Source organism: Mesorhizobium amorphae, from assembly GCF_014843845.1.
GTDB lineage: Bacteria > Pseudomonadota > Alphaproteobacteria > Rhizobiales > Rhizobiaceae > Mesorhizobium > Mesorhizobium amorphae_A.
Map to the genome: position 1 here is coordinate 13,191 of NZ_JHQS01000059.1, position 19,222 is coordinate 32,412.

15 protein-coding genes are annotated in these 19,222 nt (G+C 64.8%); 8 read left to right on the forward strand and 7 right to left on the reverse strand.

What is annotated here, in order from left to right; all coding sequences use genetic code 11:
* Position 1: 1 nt before the first annotated feature.
* The 3 genes from proC to DH08_RS24880 all read right to left on the reverse strand — a co-directional run bounded on the left by proC (position 2) and on the right by DH08_RS24880 (position 3,174).
* The gene (gene proC / locus DH08_RS24870; protein WP_192181807.1) at positions 2-817 is read right to left on the reverse strand and encodes a pyrroline-5-carboxylate reductase; all 816 of its coding nucleotides are present in this window, start codon (positions 815-817) and stop codon (positions 2-4) included.
* Between the two features lie 73 nt (positions 818-890).
* On the reverse strand, positions 891-2,207 hold the full coding sequence (locus DH08_RS24875; RefSeq protein ID WP_192181808.1) for an O-antigen ligase family protein: 1,317 nt from the start codon (positions 2,205-2,207) through the stop codon (positions 891-893).
* Entirely contained in the window at positions 2,176-3,174 is a 999-nt protein-coding gene (locus DH08_RS24880; protein WP_192181809.1) for a glycosyltransferase family 2 protein, read from the reverse strand. The genes DH08_RS24875 and DH08_RS24880 overlap by 32 nt, the downstream gene beginning before the upstream one ends.
* Positions 3,175-3,344: 170 nt before the next feature.
* On the opposite strand from DH08_RS24880, the gene DH08_RS24885 reads away from it, so the two are divergent.
* The 3 genes from DH08_RS24885 to DH08_RS24895 are packed head-to-tail and all read left to right on the forward strand — an operon-like array spanning position 3,345 to position 6,234.
* On the forward strand, positions 3,345-4,517 hold the full coding sequence (locus DH08_RS24885) for a glycosyltransferase (protein ID WP_192181810.1): 1,173 nt from the start codon (positions 3,345-3,347) through the stop codon (positions 4,515-4,517).
* Positions 4,514-5,308, forward strand: coding sequence for a WecB/TagA/CpsF family glycosyltransferase (locus DH08_RS24890; RefSeq protein ID WP_192181811.1), 795 nt, complete (start codon positions 4,514-4,516; stop codon positions 5,306-5,308). Before DH08_RS24885 ends, DH08_RS24890 begins: the two co-directional genes overlap by 4 nt.
* Positions 5,305-6,234: a DUF6492 family protein gene (locus DH08_RS24895; RefSeq protein WP_192181812.1), complete on the forward strand. Its 930-nt coding sequence runs from the start codon at positions 5,305-5,307 to the stop codon at positions 6,232-6,234. Before DH08_RS24890 ends, DH08_RS24895 begins: the two co-directional genes overlap by 4 nt.
* Here DH08_RS24895 and DH08_RS24900 read toward each other — a convergent pair.
* Positions 6,231-7,526 (reverse strand): lipopolysaccharide biosynthesis protein, encoded by a 1,296-nt coding sequence (locus DH08_RS24900; RefSeq protein ID WP_192181813.1) that lies wholly within the window; start codon positions 7,524-7,526, stop codon positions 6,231-6,233. The genes DH08_RS24895 and DH08_RS24900 overlap by 4 nt on opposite strands.
* A 200-nt stretch (positions 7,527-7,726) precedes the next feature.
* Between DH08_RS24900 and DH08_RS24905 the strand changes: the two genes are divergently transcribed.
* The 4 genes from DH08_RS24905 to DH08_RS24920 all read left to right on the forward strand — a co-directional run bounded on the left by DH08_RS24905 (position 7,727) and on the right by DH08_RS24920 (position 13,994).
* Complete coding sequence (locus DH08_RS24905) at positions 7,727-10,114, forward strand: GumC family protein (RefSeq protein ID WP_192181814.1); 2,388 nt, start codon at positions 7,727-7,729, stop codon at positions 10,112-10,114.
* A gap of 209 nt (positions 10,115-10,323) precedes the next feature.
* Positions 10,324-11,223 carry a bifunctional methylenetetrahydrofolate dehydrogenase/methenyltetrahydrofolate cyclohydrolase FolD gene (folD, locus tag DH08_RS24910; RefSeq protein ID WP_192181815.1) on the forward strand — a complete coding sequence of 300 codons (900 nt, stop codon included), beginning with the start codon at positions 10,324-10,326 and terminating at the stop codon, positions 11,221-11,223.
* A 17-nt stretch (positions 11,224-11,240) separates the two neighbouring features.
* Positions 11,241-12,239, forward strand: coding sequence for a GlxA family transcriptional regulator (locus DH08_RS24915; protein ID WP_192181816.1), 999 nt, complete (start codon positions 11,241-11,243; stop codon positions 12,237-12,239).
* Positions 12,240-12,329: 90 nt separating this feature from the next.
* Entirely contained in the window at positions 12,330-13,994 is a 1,665-nt protein-coding gene (locus DH08_RS24920; protein WP_192181817.1) for a vWA domain-containing protein, read from the forward strand.
* Positions 13,995-14,062: 68 nt separating this feature from the next.
* On the opposite strand, the gene edd is transcribed toward DH08_RS24920, so the two are convergent.
* From edd to zwf, 3 genes are all read right to left on the reverse strand, one after another.
* Positions 14,063-15,886, reverse strand: coding sequence for a phosphogluconate dehydratase (gene edd / locus DH08_RS24925; RefSeq protein ID WP_192181818.1), 1,824 nt, complete (start codon positions 15,884-15,886; stop codon positions 14,063-14,065).
* A 70-nt stretch (positions 15,887-15,956) separates the two neighbouring features.
* On the reverse strand, positions 15,957-16,673 hold the full coding sequence (pgl, locus tag DH08_RS24930) for a 6-phosphogluconolactonase (protein WP_192181819.1): 717 nt from the start codon (positions 16,671-16,673) through the stop codon (positions 15,957-15,959).
* Positions 16,655-18,124, reverse strand: coding sequence for a glucose-6-phosphate dehydrogenase (zwf, locus tag DH08_RS24935; RefSeq protein WP_006202754.1), 1,470 nt, complete (start codon positions 18,122-18,124; stop codon positions 16,655-16,657). Before zwf ends, pgl begins: the two co-directional genes overlap by 19 nt.
* 280 nt (positions 18,125-18,404) lie before the next feature.
* Here zwf and DH08_RS24940 point away from each other — a divergent pair, with 280 nt between their 5' ends.
* Complete coding sequence (locus DH08_RS24940) at positions 18,405-19,151, forward strand: SDR family oxidoreductase (protein ID WP_040582923.1); 747 nt, start codon at positions 18,405-18,407, stop codon at positions 19,149-19,151.
* The last annotated feature ends 71 nt before the right edge of the window (positions 19,152-19,222 follow it).

Here is a 19,222-nt window from a genome sequence, read left to right on the forward strand (position 1 = left end):
GTTACTTCCCCAACTCTATCGACCTCAACCGCGCCGCTCCCACCGCCTCGGTGAGGAGTTTGGTCAACCGCTCCTCGCCCATCAGCACGGCAAGGGCGGCGGCCGTGGTGCCGTTGGGGCTGGTCACCTGCTGGCGCAGCAGGCCCGGTTCCTCGCCGCTTTCGGCGGCCAGCGATGCGGCGCCATAAACGGTCTGCATGGCGAGCAGCTTGGCGGTTTTGGTCGGCAGCCCGGCCCTCTCTGCCGCCACGGTCAGCGCCTCGATGAAATGGAAGATATAGGCCGGCCCTGAGCCGGACACTGCAGTCACCGCGTCCATCAGGCTCTCGTCGTCGATGGTGGCCACTTCCCCGCTCGCCGACAGCAGGTCGGCGACGAAACGCCTGGCGTCGTCGGAAACCAGCGGGTTGGAAAACACCACCATCATGCCCTTGCCGATGGCCGCCGGCGTGTTCGGCATGCAGCGCACGATCGGCGCGCGATGGCCGAGGATCGCCTCGAAGGTGGCGACAGGTGTGCCGGCGGCGATGCTGACGAAGGTGGTGCGGCCGTCGCCAAAGCGCTTGTAGGCGGCGGTCACGTCGCGAATTACCTGCGGCTTGACGGCGATGACGACAAGCGCTGGCACCGCATCCGCCGGAATTGCAGCGGCATTGGTCGCCGCGCCGCAGCCCAGTGCTTCGGCACGCTTGCGCAGATCGTCATTGGGCTCGACAACGAAGACTGCTGCCGGGGGAACCTTGCCGGATTTCAGCCAGCCCGAAAGCATGGCGTAACCCATATTGCCGCAGCCGGCGAGAACGAGCCTGATCGTCATTGAAGAACCTCCGCGAAGATGGCTCTCAATAGACGCTCGCGGCGGGACGGGAAAGCCCTCGCCGGAGGAGCGATCAGGAAGGCCGCACCGCAATCGGCCGCAGCGATACTTGCCTCAAACCAAGCACGCCGAGCACGAAGAACAGCCAGACCGGGTCGCCGCGGTGGAAGAAGAAGCTTTCCAGGAAGGCGTTCAGCGCCGCGAACAGCACCACCATCATGAAGAAGTCGCCGAGGTAGATGTTCTCCTTGCGCAGCGGGATGCGCATATAGTCGCGCAGCGGCGCAATGAGGAAGGCGTAGATCGCAACGCAGAGCGCCGGGATGCCCATCAGCACGGCAATGTCGAGATAGCCGTCATGGCCGTGCACGATGGTTCTGATATCCCAGGGCCGGTCGAAGGGCTGGTCCTGGTTGAGCAGCAGCGGCGTGCCCCAGAAGCTCTCATAGCCGTAGCCGGTCCAGGGCTTCTTCGCCAGCATGTCGCCGGCGAACTCCCACAGCGTGGTGCGCCCGGTATAGGTCAGGTCGGGAAAATAGATCGCCGCCAGATGCTTCACCGGCGGCAGGAAGACGATACCCAGCGTGCCGACCGCCGTGGCGATGATTGCCGCCGCAAACAGGATCGGCGTGCCGAGCCGCATGCCGATCAAGCTCGGCAGCACCACGATCAGGATCGAGAACGGCACCAGGCCCGCCGTCGTCTTGGAGCCGGTATGCAGCATGAAGATCATCGCCGCGCAGAAGATTATCGCGCCCCACCAGCGTTGCCCGCGCCGATAGAGATAGAGGCCGCCAAAGCTGAAGCAGGCCATGATCGGCCCGGCGATGTTCTTGTGGGTGAACACACCGCGCCACAGGCCGGCATGCTCCGGCTCCTGCGAGTCGGCCGTGTGCATGGCCTCGTGCGGAAAGACGATGAGGCCGAGGTAGGAGAGGCCCATGACGACGATGGCGGTGAAGATGATGACTTTCGAGAAAGCCTCGCCGTCGCGCGGCAGCACCAGGATAGTCGCCATCGTCAGGATGCCGATCAGCGTGAAGGATGCCGCGCGCATCGCCGACGGCGGATCGGTCGCCAGTATGACCGACAGCATGAAGCAGCCCAGCATCAGCATCCAGGACGGGCTGAGCAGCGAGCGCACCACACGCGGGTCGGCGAAGGCCATCAGCGAGAAGATCGAGATCGCACCGAGCGACGAGAAGCCGAGCTGGTTGACGATGTCGCCGCCTTCGCCGGTGAGCTGGGCGCCGGCCGGCTGAAAGGGGCGGAAGGACACCAGGATCATGGTGAACAGCAGCGCCGCGATCGCCGTCGCCACGCCCTCGCGCGTGAACGCCGCGCTGAGCGGTGCGCGCTCAGTTCTTCTCAGGCTGCCGGTATTGCTCATTGGCATATCCGAATTCGGCGAGCACGCGGCCGAGCGCGACATGGATGGGGTAAAGTGCCGTCGCCGGCGATCCGGTCCGCACCAGCCGGACCGCGCCGCGCAGCGGCGAGGCGGCAAGCAGTGCCAGGCTCTTCGCAAACACTTTGGCGCCGGCAAGCGGCCTGCCGGCACGTTTCTTCTTTTCGACCAGGGTCGAGATCACGCCGTTGCGCAGGCTGCGGGCGCGGATCCAGTCGGCCGCCACACGACGGGCCGGAACGGTCTCCTGTACCTTCGCCTCGGCGCACCAGCCGAGCACGAAGCCCCTCTGCGCCGCCCGGCTGAGGAAATCGGAATCGCCGCCGCCCATGAAATTGAATCTGAGATCGAGGAAGGGCGGCCCCATGGCGGTCAGCACGTTGCGCCCGACCAGCAAATTGCCGGAGGAATAGAGCGCCGCAACAAGCCCGGTTTCCCGGTAGGGTGGCGCGAAGACCGGGTGTTCCGCCCATCTCGCATGCGCCGGTTCGGCAAACACGGGCACTTGCGGGCCGCCGACAATGTCGGCGCCGAGCGTCTCGGCCGCCTTGCACATGTTCTCCAGCCAGAACGGGTCGGCGATCTCGTCGTCGTCGATGACCAGCAGATGCTCAAAGTCGGGGAAATGCACGATCGCGGTCTGCCAGCCGGCATTGTAGGCGCTGCAATTGCCGCGCTCATGCGCGATGATCACCATACCGGCGATCTCGCCACGCTCGAACAGCGGCAGCGCCGCCTTGGCGCCGTCGCGCGCCTCGGCCTCGTTTTCCATGACGATGACGGCGAAGCGCCTGGCGGTCTGTTGCGCCTTGAGCGACGCCAGCGTCGCGAGCACCTGTTCGGGCCGTTTGAAAGTCGGCAGCGTGACGACAGCTTCGATGGTCTCGGCGGCGAGCCCCGGAGACCGTCCCGCGATCGATACCGAACCGTCCGATGGCAATGGGATCATCCGTGTCCAGCCGCCTGGTGATTTTGGTTCTCGATAGCACCCCGGTGATAACGTTTCGTTAATCACCTTTCGCGGCGAAGCCCGCAAAACCGAGACTCCCGGCCTCGATTGCGTTCACTTAATCAAGGGTTCACCCCGCTTTGCTATCTGGGCTGCACTGGATAGGTGAGATGCATCTGCTGTTCGCCACATCGATCGTGCCCGACGGCGCTCTCGCTTCGGGTTACGAAATCGCCAACGCCGCGATCATCGCTGCTTTGCAGCGCGCCGGCGCGCGCGTCACCGTGATCGGCTTCACCTGGCCGGGAAAGCCTGCCGCCGATCCGGAAAACACAATCGTGCTTGGCGCCGTCGACGTGCGCACCGAGAGCGCCTCGCCGCTGCAGAAGCTCGCCTGGGTTGCCAGGGCGGTGCTGTCAGGTCTCACCTTCGCATCGGTCAAGCTGCGCGTGGTCTCCGACGCGGAAGTCCGCGCCGCCGTCGAGCGCGCCGGGCCCTTCGACGGCTATGTACTCAATTCCGTGCAGTTCGCCGGCGCCTTCGAAAAGCTGTTCGGCGACCGTCCCTCGATCTTCGTCGCCCACAATGTCGAACATCGCTCGGCGCAAGAAAATGCGGCCGCCGCGGGCAGCATTCTCCAGCGCCTGCTGTTTCGCCGCGAGGCACGGCTGCTCAAGAACGTGGAAGACCGGCTTTGCCGCCGGGCTCGCTTCGTTTTCACTCTGGCCGATGAAGACCGCGTAGCGCTTGGCGTCGCCTCCGACGATCGCTCGGTGGTGCTGCCGCTGGTGACCCGCGCCGATGCGCCGGCAGGAACGGGCCAGCGCCGCATCGAATGCGACGCAGCACTGATCGGCACCTGGACCTGGCAGCCGAACCGCATCGGGCTCGACTGGTTCCTGGGCAAGGTGGTGCCGCATCTGAGGCCTGGCTTCCGCATCAGGATCGCCGGCGGTATGCCGTCCGGCATCACGTCCACGCATCCCGGTGTCCAATTCGTCGGCCGCGTGCCTGACGCGCAAGCCTTCGTGCGCGCTGCGGCCATCATTCCGCTGATCAGCACGGCCGGCAGCGGCGTGCAGTTGAAGACCATCGAGACCTTCGAGCTCGGCCTGCCTTCAGTCGCCACCAGCCGCTCGTTGCGAGGCATCGATCACCGGCCGGACAATTGCGTCGTCACGGACGATCCCGTTGCCTTCGCCGCGGCACTCGAAACTGCTGCTTCCGCTGTCAGGGATGTCGATGGCGGCGCTTTCCATCGCCGCCAGGTGAGGGCGCTCGACGCCGCGATCAGGCTCGGCCTGAACAAGCTTGGTCCGGTCAGGCAGGAGGTGTTTGCATGAATATGCACACCGCCCGCGCCCCCATCGGGCGCGACCTGTTGAAGACGATCCTCGGCATTCCGGTTCTCGCCATCCGTTGGGACGACGCCATCGCCTTGCTTGCACAACTGGTCGCAGAGCGGCGCTTCACCAAGGTCAGCTTCCTCAACGCGCACAACGCCAACATCGCCTATACCGACCCGACCTTTGCCGAAGCGCTCGATGACTTTCTCATCCTGCCTGACGGCGTCGGTGTCGACATGGCGTCCAAGCTGCTCTACGGCGCGCCGTTCCCGGACAATCTCAACGGCACCGATTTCATCCCGGCCTTCCTGAAGGCGTCGTCCCGGCCATTGACCGTCGGCTTGCTCGGCGCGACGCGCGTCAACGCCGAGGCGGCGTCGTCGAAGCTTTCGGCGCTCGCCGTGCAGCACAAATTCGTCGTCATCCATGACGGCTATTTCTCCGCCGCCGAGGAGCCGACTATCGTCGACAAGATCGAAATGCTGCGGCCCGACGTGCTGCTCGTCGCCATGGGCGTGCCGCGCCAGGAACTGTGGATCGCGCGCCACATCGACCAGCGCCATTGCACGCTGCCGATCGCCGTCGGAGCGCTGCTCGATTTCCTCAGCGGCACCGTGCCGCGGGCACCGCTGTGGATGCGTCGTCTGCGGCTCCAAAGGCTGTTTCGCCTGTGGATCGAGCCCGGCCGCCTCTGGCGCCGCTACGTGGTCGGCAACCCGTTGTTCCTGTGGCGCGTCGTCGGGCAGAAATTCTCGGGCGCCGGAGCAGGCCCCGGAGCAAACCATTGAACAGCCGGTTCGTGCCTGACGCCGCCGCAGGGTCCGATCCGCTGCGGCAGACGCCGACGGCCGCGGTCGTGACCGCCAGCTATGCGCCGGATTTCGAGCGCTGCCGTCTGTTGTGCGAAACGATGGACGGCCAGGTGTCAGGTGTCGCGCATCACTACATCCTGGTCGAGCACCGCGACGTGGCGCTGTTTCGCCAATTGGAGACCGGCAGCCGCACTGTCGTCGACGAGCGGGACCTCTTGCCGCGTTGGCTGCGTGTCGTCGACGATCCGGCGAGCCTGTTTCGCCGCCGCGTCTGGCTCAGCCTGAAGACCCAGCCGCTGCGCGGCTGGCATGTGCAGCAGCTTCGCCGCATCGCCATCGCGGCGCATGCGAAGGAAGACGTGCTGGTCTTCTGCGATTCCGATGTTGCCTTCGTCAAGTCGTTCGACCTGAGCGCCTTCTGTCGCGACGGCAAGGTGCGGCTGTTCCGGCGTGACGGCGTCTTGTCCGGCGAAGGGCATGAGGAGCATCGCATCTGGTCGCGCAACGCCGGTTCGGCGCTAAGCATCGATAGATCCAAGGTTTCGACGCACGACTACATCTCGACGCTGATCGCCTGGCGCCGGCAAACCGTAACGGCGATGTGCGACCGGATCGAGAAAGCCCATGGCCGCAGCTGGGTCGAGGTCGTCGGCTCGAAAAGAAAATTCTCCGAATGCATGATCTACGGCCGCTATGTCGACGAGGTGCTGGAGGGCGCCGGCCATTTCCACGGGTCGGAAGAATTCTGCCGCGTCCACTGGACCGGCGAGGCGCTGTCGGACGACGAGTTCCGCCGCTTCGTCGCTGCCATGGCGCCGCAGCAGGTGGCGATCGGCATGCAGTCCTTCATCGGCACCGATATCGGCCGCATCCGCCGTCTGATCGGGCTGGGTAAGTCTTAGATTGCCTTCGCCGGCCTGCGCATCGCCGAATAGGTGAGCAGCGCCGACGCGAGATAGAGCAGCAGGAACACGATGTTGAGCGAAAGCACCAGATTGGGCGTGTCGGCGATCGCGGTCAGCACATAGGTCAACAGCACCGCCTTCAGCCCGGCCAGCAGGCCGAGGTTGAGCGCCCTGACTGCCGTCTGGCCGCGCGCGAACAGAAGCTCGGCCTGGTATTCGACCAGGTTGCGCAGTCCTGGAACGCAGATTGCCAGCGCCACCAGCGGTGCCGCCTCCGCGACATTCCTGCCCAGCGCATTGGGGAAGAAATGCAGCACGATGCCGAGCGCCGCCAGCGCCAGCGTCGAGACCAGGAACACGCCGCCTTCTATGCCGCTCTTGACCGCCAGCCGCGACAGCAGTTCCGGCGCCCGCATCATCCGCTGTACCAGCATCATCGAGAAGGTGCGGATCGGGATCGCCGTCAGGTCGACCAGCCGCATGATGATGGCGTAGATACCGGCAAGATGCGGCCCGCCGATCGCCAGCACCAGGAGCTTGTCGAACTCCATCTGCAAATAGAACAGCACCTCGGCACCGGCGACGTAGATCGAATCGGCAATCCGCCTGAGGTAGAGCTCGGTGCGCAGCCTCAGCCGCTGGCGCGGATAGAAGAAGCCGAAGGCGATGATCAGCGAAACGGCATTGGCGCCGATATAGTACCAGGACCAGACGCCGACCGTGTGTTGCACCGCAAACATGAACAGCACGGCGCTGGCGGCCCGCAACGCTGTCGCCAGGATCGTCAGCACGGCGGCGCGGCCGAATTTGCCGAGGCCGTTGTTGACGATCAGCACCACCTCGACCGGCCGCCACAAAAGCGCCTCGGCAAAGACGATGGCCGCGAAGACCGAAAGCGGCACGGTGCTGGCAAAGAAGACCAGGTAGACGCCGTATGAGGCGGCGGCCAGCAACGGCAGCGACACGACGCCAAGCAGCAGGAAGCCGGCGCTGAAGGTGCCGATCAGATTGGGGCGGATGGTGGCGGTGCGGTACAGCGCCGAGATGAAGCCGAAGGCGAGGATGCGCGACAGCATGACGCCAGCCGCCGATGCGGTGGCGAACATGCCGAACTCGGCGATGGACAGCGTGTTGGCCAAGGCGATGAAATAGGCGAGCGAGAACACCAGCCGCCCGCCGGCGCCGCTGATGGCGGAGAAATAGTCGATGACAAGCTTCCGCCGTGCGGCCACGAAGGTGCCGATCCGGGCGAAGGTCCGCCTTTGCGGTATGTCACTGGCTTGGGTCATGTGTCCGGCAGAACATAGGCCGGAAAGCTTAACGTGCGGTTCTGGACGCCTCGATCGCACCTGAAAACGATGCAATCAAAGCGCGAAAACTCTGCCTTCCTCATCCGAAAATTAACCATTTGTTTCCTATGCCTGTTTAGCGTGGCTTAACGATTGGCCGACGCCTTTCCCAAGCCGCCGAACAGTAAAGTTCCAAGAAAATGGTCGACAGGGAAAACCGAGACGACTGGAGGCGTGAGCGCTCTCTGCTGGCGCTCGGTCAGGCCATGCGTGGCGAGGACGAGGCCGACGCGTCGCTGGTGTCGATCGGCGACCGGGCAGACCCGGCATGGCGCGAGGATGCCGCCGCACGCCACCGTCTCGCCCGCTCACAACGCGAGGCGCGGTCGAACCCGCCTGCGGCCACGGCAGAGCCCGGCCAGTATCAGCCCGGTGGCGGCCCCGTTTTGGAAGAGGCCTCGCCCGAGGACGGTTGGGCGGCTCGAAACAGTTACGCGCAGGCCGGGCCGCGCGAAGAGCCAGTTGTCCGCCCCTCCCAGGACTACCGCGCCAAAGCCGCCTTCGAGCCTCGATACGCCAGCGAAGAGCGGCGGCCCGCAGGGGCTGATGACGACGGGCAGGAATGGAAGCCGCTGATCGATCCGGCGCATGTCGTTCGCGGCATTGCCCGTTCGAAGCTGCTGATCCTGTCGACGACAATACTGGGTGCGGCGCTCGGCATCGCCATCGCCCTGTCGACGCCGAAGAAATACGAAGCCACCACCCAAGTGGTCATCGAGCCGGGCGACCTGAAGCTTTCCGACAACGATCTCACTCAACCGGTCGGGCAGCCCGATGCCGCGCTGGCCGTCGTCGAAACCCGGATCAAGATGGTGTCGTCCGGCAAGGTCCTCGACCAGGTCGTCAAGGATCTCAATCTTGTCAACGATCCGGAGTTCAACGGGCAAGGTTCCGGCGGCCTTGGCGTCATGTCGCTCATCCGCTCGATACTGTCACGCCAGGATGGACCTGGCGGCGACGATGACATTCGCCGCCAGGCGCTGGCGGTTGGCAACCTGGCCGAGAGCCTGTCGGTCGAGCGCAGCGGCAAGACTTTTGTCGTTTCCATCAGCGCCACCACCCAAAGTGCCGAGAAGTCGGCGAACATCGCCAACACGACGAGAACCGTCTTCCAGGAGGAGGCGGCCAACTACCAGTTCGACATGGCCGGACGCGCGACGAACCAACTGACGTCCAAGCTCGATGACTTGCGCAAGGGTGTCGAGGCGGCCGAGCGCAAAGTTGAGGATTTCAGGGCCACGCATGGTCTTATCGACGCGCAGGGCCATTTGATCAGCGACGACCAGATGCTGAAGGTCAACGAGCAACTCTCCGTTGCCCGCGCCCGCACGCTGGAGCTCAATGCGCGAGCGGCGTCGACGCGTTCGATCAACGTGAATTCGGTTCTCAACGGCACCTTGCCGGAAGAAATCAACTCCAACATGATGAGCGAACTGCGCTCGCAATATGCGACGCTGAAGCAGGAGGCCGACCGCGCCGCGGTACGGCTTGGGCCGCGCCATCCCGAATTCCAGGCGCTCAGTGCCCAGCTCGATGGCGCGCGCGAGCGCATCGCCGGCGAACTTCGTCGTATCTCCTCTTCACTGCAGGTCGACCTCAAGCGCGCGGTCCAGGTCGAGCAGGATCTGGCTTCGCGCCTGGCGCAGGCAAAGGTCCAGAGCGGCGACGTCAACAACGACCTGGTCAGCTTGCGCGAACTGGAGCGTGACGCCGCGGCCAAGCGTTCCGTCTATGAGCGCTATCTTCTGCGCGCCAAGGAGACCGGCGAACAGGAAAACATCAACACCACCAACATCAATCTGATGACCGAGGCTCGACCCCCACTCGAACCAAACGGGCCGTCGCGCGCCGTGATTGCGCTTGCCGGACTGCTGCTCGGGCTGGCCGCCGGCATCGGCCTCGGCGGCATGCGCGGCGCCTATGAGAGCGTGCGCGAAACCGCGGCGTTCCGGTCCCGGAGCAAGACCGACAAAAGCAGGCCGGCTTTCGACGACAAGGCCTATCGGGCCGCGCCGCCGCCGGCCGCACCGGCCGCGCGGCCACCGGCTGCACCGCAAGTTTCGAGGCCCCAGGCCGTCGACGTTGGGACCGAACGGTCCGGACCGGTTGGCGCAGTGCTTTCAGCCATAGGCGGGCTTCTTCCAGGCAAACAGCAGAAGCCTGCCACGATGCGCGCCGACAAGCCCGTCTCGCCCCCCGTCGCCCAGGCGACAAAGCCGGTAGGGAACGCAGATCCGCAACCGAAGTACCAGCGGGAGACTCCGCGCCAGTCGATGTATCCGGCTCCTCGGGCGGAGGCCTACTCCCATGCCAGCCAGACCGAATACCCTGAGGATCGGTATGCACAGACACCGCCGAGCCCCACTCAACAGCCAGTGATGCCTCCGGTTGGGCAGGGACCGAATCCTCCTCAGGAACCGGACGCCGATCAGCAGTCCCAGATCGATGAAATCCGCGACAGCCTGCGCGAATTCCGCGATGCGGTGCGCGAACTGACCGAAAGCCGTTCAAACCGCCGCTATTTCTAAAACTCCCGGCAACCGATAAAAGCGGCCGGTTTCGAGTTTACGGCATGTGACGGCGTTTTGACGGGATTGCCCGCTGGAATTTTCGTGAAAATGCCGCGCTGCATGGTGCCCGAAACCGCAAGGCGTTTTTCGGGTGCGTCGATGTGCAACCAGAGATCGAGCGTGCACGGATAGGCGCGCTCCAGGCAGAACAGTGTTGAAGGTGGTCCATGGCCAAAGTGATTGACGGAAAAAGCGTCGCCGAAGACGTGGTTCAGAAGGTCAAGGCCCTGACCGCGCAACTGGTGGGCAAGGGTGCGGAGAAGCCCGGCCTGGCAGTGGTGATCGTCGGTGAGGATCCGGCAAGCCAGGTCTATGTCGCCTCCAAATCCCGCACCGCCAAGGAATGCGGCTTTCATTCTCTCCAGCACACGCTGCCGGCTGATACGTCCGAACAGGCGCTGCTCAAGATCATCGGTGAGCTCAATGCCGATCCGGCCGTCAACGGCATTTTGGTGCAGCTGCCGCTTCCCGGCCATATCGATTCCGGCAAGATCATCCAGGCCATCGCGCCGGAAAAGGATGTCGACGGTTTCCATTTCATCAATGTTGGGAAGCTCGGCACCGGCGAACTCGACACGGCCTTCGTGCCGTGCACGCCGGCCGGCTCGATGCTTTTGATCGAGCGCGTGCGCGGCAAGGACCTGTCCGGCCTCAACGCGGTCGTCGTCGGCCGCTCCAACATCGTCGGCAAGCCGATGGCCAACCTTCTGCTCGCCGCCAACTGCACCGTCACCATCGCTCACAGCCGCACGAAGGACCTGCCGGCACTCGCCCGCACCGCCGACATTCTGGTGGCCGCCGTCGGCCGACCCGAAATGGTCAAGGGCGACTGGGTCAAGCCGGGCGCTACCGTCATCGATGTCGGCATCAATCGCATCGCCGCGCCCGAAAAGGGCGAAGGCAAGACCCGACTCGTCGGCGACGTCGCCTATGCTGAGGCGGCGCAAGCGGCTGGCGCCATCACCCCGGTTCCCGGCGGTGTCGGACCGATGACCATTGCCATGCTGATGGCCAACACTGTAGCTTCCGCCTACCTCGCGGCCGGGATGAAGCGGCCGTCCTTCTGACCCGGAAAGCTTGAGCGTTGCCGAACCTTACTGCTTCCGTCGAACGCTCGCTCACGAACGATCCCGTTCAAGGTGGCCGGCAATTCGCCTTCCTGCTGGTCGACAAGTTTTCGATGTTTTCGCTGGCTGCGGCGATCGACACCTTCCGCTCGGCCAACCGCCTGCTTGGCCGCGATTTCTACGGCTGGACGACGGTATCGGCCGACGGCGAGGCCGTCATGGCTTCCAACGGCCTGCCGCTCAAGATCGATTATGCCGTCGCCGACCTGCCGCCGGTCGACATCCTGTTCGTGTCCTTGGGCCTTTCCATCGAGTTCCCCGGCAAGAGCAAGGTGCTGGCGGCGCTGCGCAACTGGGGCCGGCGCGGCAACGCGCTCGGCGCGCTCTCTGTCGGCTCCTACCTGCTCGCCGAGGCAGGGCAGCTCGAAGGCTATCGCTGCACCATCCATTGGGAGAACCGCGCCGGCTTCATGGAGCGCTTCCCCGACATCAACTGCACCGGCAACGTCTTCGAGATCGACCGCAAGCGCTACACCTGCGCCGGCGGCACCACCTCGATCGACCTAATGCTGGAGATCGTGCGCGGCGATTTCGGCTCCAACCTCGCCAACGGCGTCGCCAACCAGTTCCAGCACGAGCGCATCCGCTCCGCCGGCGACCGCCAGCGGGTCGGGCCGGAGCGCGACCTGACCGGCAAGTCGGAGAAGCTCAGGCGCATCGTCGAACTGATGGCCGATCACCTCGACGAGCCGCTGTCGGCGGTGCAGCTCGCCAAATCGGCGGGCCTGTCGGTACGCCAGGTCGAGCGCCTGTTCCTGCGCCATCTCAGCGTAACGCCCGGCCGCTACTATATGCGGCTGCGGCTCGAGCGGGCGCGCGAATTGCTGCGCCAGACCAATATGCCGATCCTCGACGTGGCGATCGCCACCGGCTTCACCTCGCACTCCTATTTTGCCCAGAGCTACCGGCTGCAATTCGGTCGCCCGCCTTCCGAAGAGCGCCGCACGACCTATTGACCTGCGGTTCTCGCAGTCTCGGACTTGTGTCCTGACGCCGGGTCAAATACCTTTTCGGAGCGGACCAGAGGGCGATCTCGGGAGATTTTGATGGCGAGACTTTTGCGGAGCGTCGCTGCGGCGATCCTCCTTTTGTTAATGACTTCGGTTGGCTTTGCCGCCGGCAAGGTCGTCATCGTTCTCGATGCGTCAGGCTCCATGTGGGCTCAGATCGACGGCAGGCCGAAGCTCGAAATCGCGCGTGAATCGCTGCGCAACGTGCTGCAGTCGGTGCCGGCCGACGCGGAAATCGGCTTCATGGCCTATGGCCATCGCCAGAAGGGCAGCTGCGACGACATCGAACTCATCGTGCCGCCGCAGGCCGGCTCGGCCAGCGCGATCTCCGCCGCCGCCGACAGCATGAAATTCCTCGGCAAGACGCCGCTCACCGCCGCCGTCAAGCAGGCGGCCGAGGCGCTGAAATACACCGAGGACAAGGCAACAGTCGTTCTCATCACCGACGGGCTTGAAACCTGCGGCGGCGACCCTTGCGCGCTCGGCAAGGAGCTGGAAGCGTCCGGCATCGACTTCACCGCCGACGTCGTCGGCTTCGGGCTGACCGCCGATGAGGGCAAGCAGATCGCCTGCCTCGCGGAAAACACCGGCGGCAAATACATCCAGGCCTCCGACGAGAAAGCGCTGCAGGACGCGCTGGTCGAGACGGTGGCGGCGCCGGCACCGGCGCCCGAACCTGCTCCGGCCCCTGCGCCGGCGCCCGCGCCGGAGCCTGTCAAACCGGAGTTCAATTTCATCCCGACCGTCGTTATGGCCGAAGGCGGCGAGCCGCTCACCGACGGCAATGCCTGGGAGATCTACAAGGCTGGGTCCGACGGCACGCGCGGCGAGTCTGTCACAACCCAATATGGCGCCTACAAGGGCAATCTGGAGCCGGGCGACTACGTCGTCGTCGCCCAGGACGGCGAGGCCAAGGTCGAGCAGAAGGTCAAGATCGAGGCGGGCCAGGTCTCCAAGCCGTTCTTCACCTTGAATGCCGGCACGCTCATCATCCATCCGCGGCCAAGCCCGGGGGCGGATGTCGTCGATGGCGCCGCCGTCGTCATCGACTATCCGGGCGCCGATCACCCTGCGACCTACTACGGGACCACGAAAATCGTGTTGCCGGCCGGCGACGAGAAGGTGACGGTCACGATCGGGCAGGGCGAGGTCACCGAGACGATTGCGCTGGCTGCCGGCAAGACCGTGGAAAAGGACATGATCGCCGGTGTCGGCCATGTCGTCGCTAATGCCTACTATACCGCAGGCGGCGACAAGGCAGACGCTTCAGGCATCGGCTTCAAGGTGCTCAAGGCAAAAAAGAAGATCGACGGAACCAGGGACGAGGTGACCTATTCCTACGGGCCCGACAGCAAGTTCGATCTGCCGCCGGATGACTACGTGCTGATTGCGACAGTCGATCTCGCCGTGGTCGAGCAGCCGTTCACCGTCAAGGTCGGCGAGTTTCAGGACGTGAAGGTTGCGTTGGACGCCGGCGTGCTGGCGATCACCGCGCCCGGAGCCTCGAAGATCGAGATTTTCGAGATGGAGAAGGACATCAACGGCAACCGTAAGTCGCTCGGCTATGCCTACGACCAGAAGTATCAGGCGGCGATACCGGCGGGCGACTACACCGTCGTGTCGGAGAAATCGGACAACAGCTCGAAGGAAGGCACCGTAACGGTCAAGGCCGGCGAGCGATCCGAACTGACGGTGCAATAGGATCCTATGGGCGAACGCAAAAGGGCGGCCGCAAGCCGCCCTTTTTCATGAGGAAGACAAGGCGTCCTTCAAGCTGTTCCGAAGGCGCTGGCGCCGTGGTCGGCGCGGCCGACCAGTTGCCGGAACCCGGCGAACAGCTCGCGGCCGAAACCGAATTCATTGCCGATGAGGTCGGCATCCGCCGTGCGGCGCAAGGCAAATTCCGTCCCCGGCACCAGCACTTCCAGCGTACCGGCATCGGCATCGAGCCGGATGATGTCGCCCTCGTGGATCCTGGCGATAGGGCCGTCCTCGACCGCCTCCGGCGTCACATGGATGGCGGCCGGCACCTTGCCGGAAGCCCCCGACATGCGACCGTCGGTCACCAGCGCCACGCGCTGGCCGCGATCCTGCAGGATGCCGAGCACGGTGGTCAATTTGTGCAGTTCCGGCATGCCGTTGGCCTTCGGCCCCTGGAAGCGGATGACGGCGATGAAGTCGCCGGTCAAAGTCCCGGCCTTGAACGCCTCGTTCAACCCTTGCTGGCTGTCGAAAACCTTGGCCGGCGCCTCGATGACGCGCCGTTCCGGCTTCACGGCGGACGTCTTGATGACGGCGTGGCCGAGATTGCCTGAAAGCACTTTCAGCCCGCCGGTCGGCTGGAATGCCTTTGCGAACGGCGCCAGCACCTTCTCGTCGCCGCTCTCCAGCGGAGAGGCCTCGCGCACCACGCTGCCGTCTTCGCCGAGCCTGGCCTCGACCGCATAGGGCCTCAAGCCTTCGCCCCACACCGTCTGCACGTCCTCGTGCAGTATGCCTTCGTCGAGCAGCTCGCGGATCAGGAAGCCTAACCCGCCGGCGGCGTGGAAATGGTTCACGTCGGCAAGGCCGTTCGGATAGACCCGTGCCAAGAGCGGCACGGCTTCCGACAGGTCGGAAATATCCTGCCAGGTAATGGCGATGCCGGCCGCGGCAGCCATGGCGATCAAATGGATGGTGTGGTTGGTCGAACCGCCGGTGGCGTGCAGGCCGACGACGCCGTTGACGATCGAGCGCTCGTCGATCATGCGGCCGACCGGCGTATAGGCATTGCCGAGCGCAGTGATCGCCAGTGCCCGCTTCGTCGCCTCGCGGGTCAGCGCATCGCGCAGCGGCGTGCCGGGATTGACGAACGAGGCGCCCGGCGTATGCAGGCCCATGATCTCCATCAACATCTGGTTGGAGTTGGCGGTGCCGTAGAAGGTGCAGGTGCCCGGCCCGTGATAGGATTTGGACTCGGCCTCGAGCAGTTCGGCCCGCCCGGCCTTGCCCTCAGCATAGAGCTGGCGGACCTTGGCCTTTTCGTCGTTGGGCAGACCTGTCGTCATCGGTCCGGCCGGCACGAACACCGCCGGCAGGTGGCCGAAGGTCAGTGCGGCGATCACCAGCCCCGGCACGATCTTGTCGCAGACGCCGAGATAGACGGCGGCGTCGAACATGTTGTGCGACAGGCCGACAGCGGCCGCCATGGCGATCACGTCGCGCGAAAACAGCGACAGCTCCATGCCGGGCTGTCCCTGGGTGACGCCGTCGCACATCGCCGGCACGCCGCCGGCCACCTGGGCGATACCGCCGGCCTCGCGCGCCGCTTCCTTGATCAGCGCCGGAAACGTCTCGAACGGCTGATGCGCCGACAGCATGTCGTTGTAGGAGGTGATGATGCCGAGGTTCGGTACCTGGTCGCCGCCAAGCGCCACCTTTTCCGATGGGCTGCAGACGGCGAAGCCATGCGCGAGGTTGCCGCAGGACAGCACCGCCCGGTTGGCGGTGCGGTTCGACGCCTCGGCGATGCGGCCGAGATAGCGTTCGCGGCCTGGCTTGGAGCGCTGGCGGATCCGTTCGGTGATGGCTTCGATGTCGCGTCTGGCTGTCATGGCGGTCGGTCCTTTCAAGTCCCGGAAAACATCCTCCCACCGTCTGCCGGGACCATTGGCGAGTTGAAAATCAGGGTGCCCAGAAAACCTCTACGGCCCTGGGCGCCGCCTCGAGCACGGCACGGATCGGCTTTTGCGGTCCCGGCGCCATGGCGTTCTCGAAGGCGCTGCGTTTTTCCTGGCCTTCTATATGGAGCGCGATGAAGCCGGCGGCGACGATACGCGCCAGCGACAGCGTCAGCCGCGGCTCGCCGGCGCTGGCCGCGTGGACCGGCAGAACGATCCTTGGCGAGGACGGGTCGAGCAATGTCGCCAGGTCGTCCGCGTCGGGAAAGAACGAGGCGGTGTGGCCGTCGCCTCCCATGCCGAGCACGACGACGTCGAGCGGCCAGGGCAGCGACTGCAATGCCGCATCGTCGGACGCCGCGGCGGTCTCGATGCTTGTCGCCTCATGGTAGAGCGGCACGAAACGTGCGGCCGCGGCCGCGTTCTGCAGCAGGTTGGCGGCCACCAGTCCCGCATTCGAGCGCGGCGAGGAGGCCGGCACGAAGCGCTCGTCGACCAGCGTCACCGTGACCTTGTCCCAGGCGATCGGAATATGAGAGAGCGCGGCGAAGAACTTCGCCGGCGTCGTGCCGCCGGAGACGGCGAGCAACCCGGTGCCGCGCTCGGCGATCGCCTTGGTCAGGCGACCCGCGACATTGCCGGCGAGTGCGGCCGCCAGCTCCGGGCGATCGGCAAAGCCGTTCCAGCTAAAGGTGGCGTCGCTCAATTGCTCTCGTGCCATGTCCGCCCGTCGCGTTCGATCAGCGCAATCGAGGCCGATGGCCCCCATGTGCCGGCCGTATAGCCCTGCGCCTCCTGCCTGGCGCTCTCCCAGGCGTTCTGAATCGGGTCGATCCATTTCCACGCGGCCTCGACCTCGTCGCGGCGCATGAATAGCGTCTGGTTGCCGCGCACGACATCCATGATCAGCCGCTCATAGGCGTCCGGCGCGCGTCCGTCGAAGGATTGCGCGAAGCTCATGTCGAGCGGAATCTGGCGCAGCCGCATGCCGCCCGGACCGGGATCCTTGATCATGATGAACTGCTTGACGCCTTCGTCGGGCTGCAGCCTGATGACCAGTTGGTTGGCGAAGATCGGCCCGGCGCTATCGCCGAAGATCGAATGCGGGATCGGCTTGAACTCGATGACGATTTCCGAAACCCGGGTCGCCAGCCTTTTGCCGGTCCGCAGATAGAACGGAACGCCCGACCAGCGCCAGTTGCCGATCTCGGCCTTGATGGCGACGAAGGTCTCGGTGTTGCTGTCCTTGCCGAGTTCCTCGACATAGCCTTTCACCGGCCCGCCGGCCGAGGCACCGGCGCGATACTGGCCGCGCACCGTGTGCTTCGGCGCCTCGTTGCCATTGACGCGCTTCAGTGCCCTGAGCACCTTCAGCTTTTCGTCGCGCACCGCGTCGGCATCCATCGACGACGGCGCCTCCATCGCGACGAGGCAGAGCAGCTGCAGCATGTGGTTCTGCACCATGTCGCGCAGCGCGCCAGCCTTGTCGTAATAGGTGACGCGGTCTTCCAGGCCGACCGTTTCGGCGACCGTGATCTGCACATGGTCGACATTGGCCGAGTTCCACAGCGGCTCATAGAGCGCGTTGGCGAAACGCAGCGCCATCAGGTTCTGCACCGTCTCCTTGCCGAGATAGTGGTCGATGCGGAAGATCTGGCTTTCGTGGAAGTCGTCGCCGACCAAATCGTTGAGCGCCCGTGCCGAGGCAAGATCGCGCCCGATCGGCTTCTCCAGCACGATGCGCGAATTCGGCGTGATCAGATTGTGCTCTTTCAGCTTGTGCGAGATGTCGCCGAACAGTGCCGGCGCCACCGCCAGGTAGAAGGCGCGGATGCGGTCGCTGTCGCCGATCGCCTTCTTCAACTTGTCGAAGCCGGCGCCCGTGGTGGCGTCGGCCGAGACATAGGAGAGGCGTGCAAGGAAGGTCTTCAGCTCCTTGGCGTCGATGTCGGCCGGTTTCACATGGTCCGAAATCGCCTGCTTGGCGAAGGCCTGGAATTCCTCGTCGGTCATCTTCGAGCGCGAGGTGCCGATGATCCGCGTCGGTTCGGAAAACTGGTGGTCGCGCTGGCGATGGTAGAGCGAGGGCAGGAGCTTGCGTTCCGACAGGTCGCCGGTGCCGCCGAAAATGATGAAGTCGAAAGGATCGACGGGTATGATCTGGCTGGTCATGGTCTGTCCGCTTTGACGCCGGTCGCATTGACGGGGCTGATATAATCTAATCGATTTAAATTTTCCAGTGCCATGGTGTCACATCTAAGTGCTGGAGTGTGCCCCTTGACACTGGCACAAGCCGGAGGTCTGTCGACGGACGATGGTTCCGGGAAGCCTTCGCACCTGCAACATAGAGCGGGATTGTGACGAAAGCCAAAGGAGAAATTGGTGATGGCCGCACATCTTTCGAGGGTCGTGGTCGGCGCGATCGGTAGTCTTCATCATGGGTGAGAAAAGCATGCGCCTGGAAAACAAGGTCGCCATCATCACGGGTGCGGCGTCGGGCTTCGGCGAAGGCATGGCCAGGCGCTTTGCCGAGGAGGGCGCCAAAATCGTTGTCGCCGACCTCAATGCCAGGGGCGCGGAACGCGTCGCCGCCGAGATCGGCAAGGCCGCGATCTGGACCCAGACCGACGTTTCGCTACGTTCCGAGTTCGATGAGATGGTCTATGCCGCAAAGAGCGCCTTCGGCCGCATCGACATCATGGTCAACAATGCCGGCTACACCCACCGCAACGGCGACATGCTCGATGTCAGCGAAGAGACTTTCGACCTGATCACCGCCGTGAACATGAAGGCGATCTACCACGCGGCACTCGCCGTGGTGCCGATCATGGAGCGGCAAGGCGGTGGCGTCATCCTGACCACCGCCTCCACGGCCGGTCTCAGGCCCCGGCCCGGCCTCACCTGGTACAACGCCTCGAAAGGCTGGGCGATCACAGCGACCAAATCGATGGCGGTCGAACTGGCGCCGAAGAACATCCGCGTCAACTGCCTCTGTCCCGTCGCCGGCGAGACCGGCATGCTGGAGAAATTCATGGGCGCCGACACGCCCGAGATCCGCGAGAAGTTCCGCGCCTCGATCCCGCTCGGCCGTCTCTCGACGCCGCTCGATATCGCCAACGCTGCACTCTGGCTTGCCTCGGACGAGGCTGCCTTCATCACCGGCGTGGCGCTGGAGGTCGATGGCGGGCGCTGCATCTGAGCTGCGACCGCCGGGAGACTGATCGCCCGGCTGTCCCGCTGCTATCCGGCGCTTAACCGCCACTGCCGATC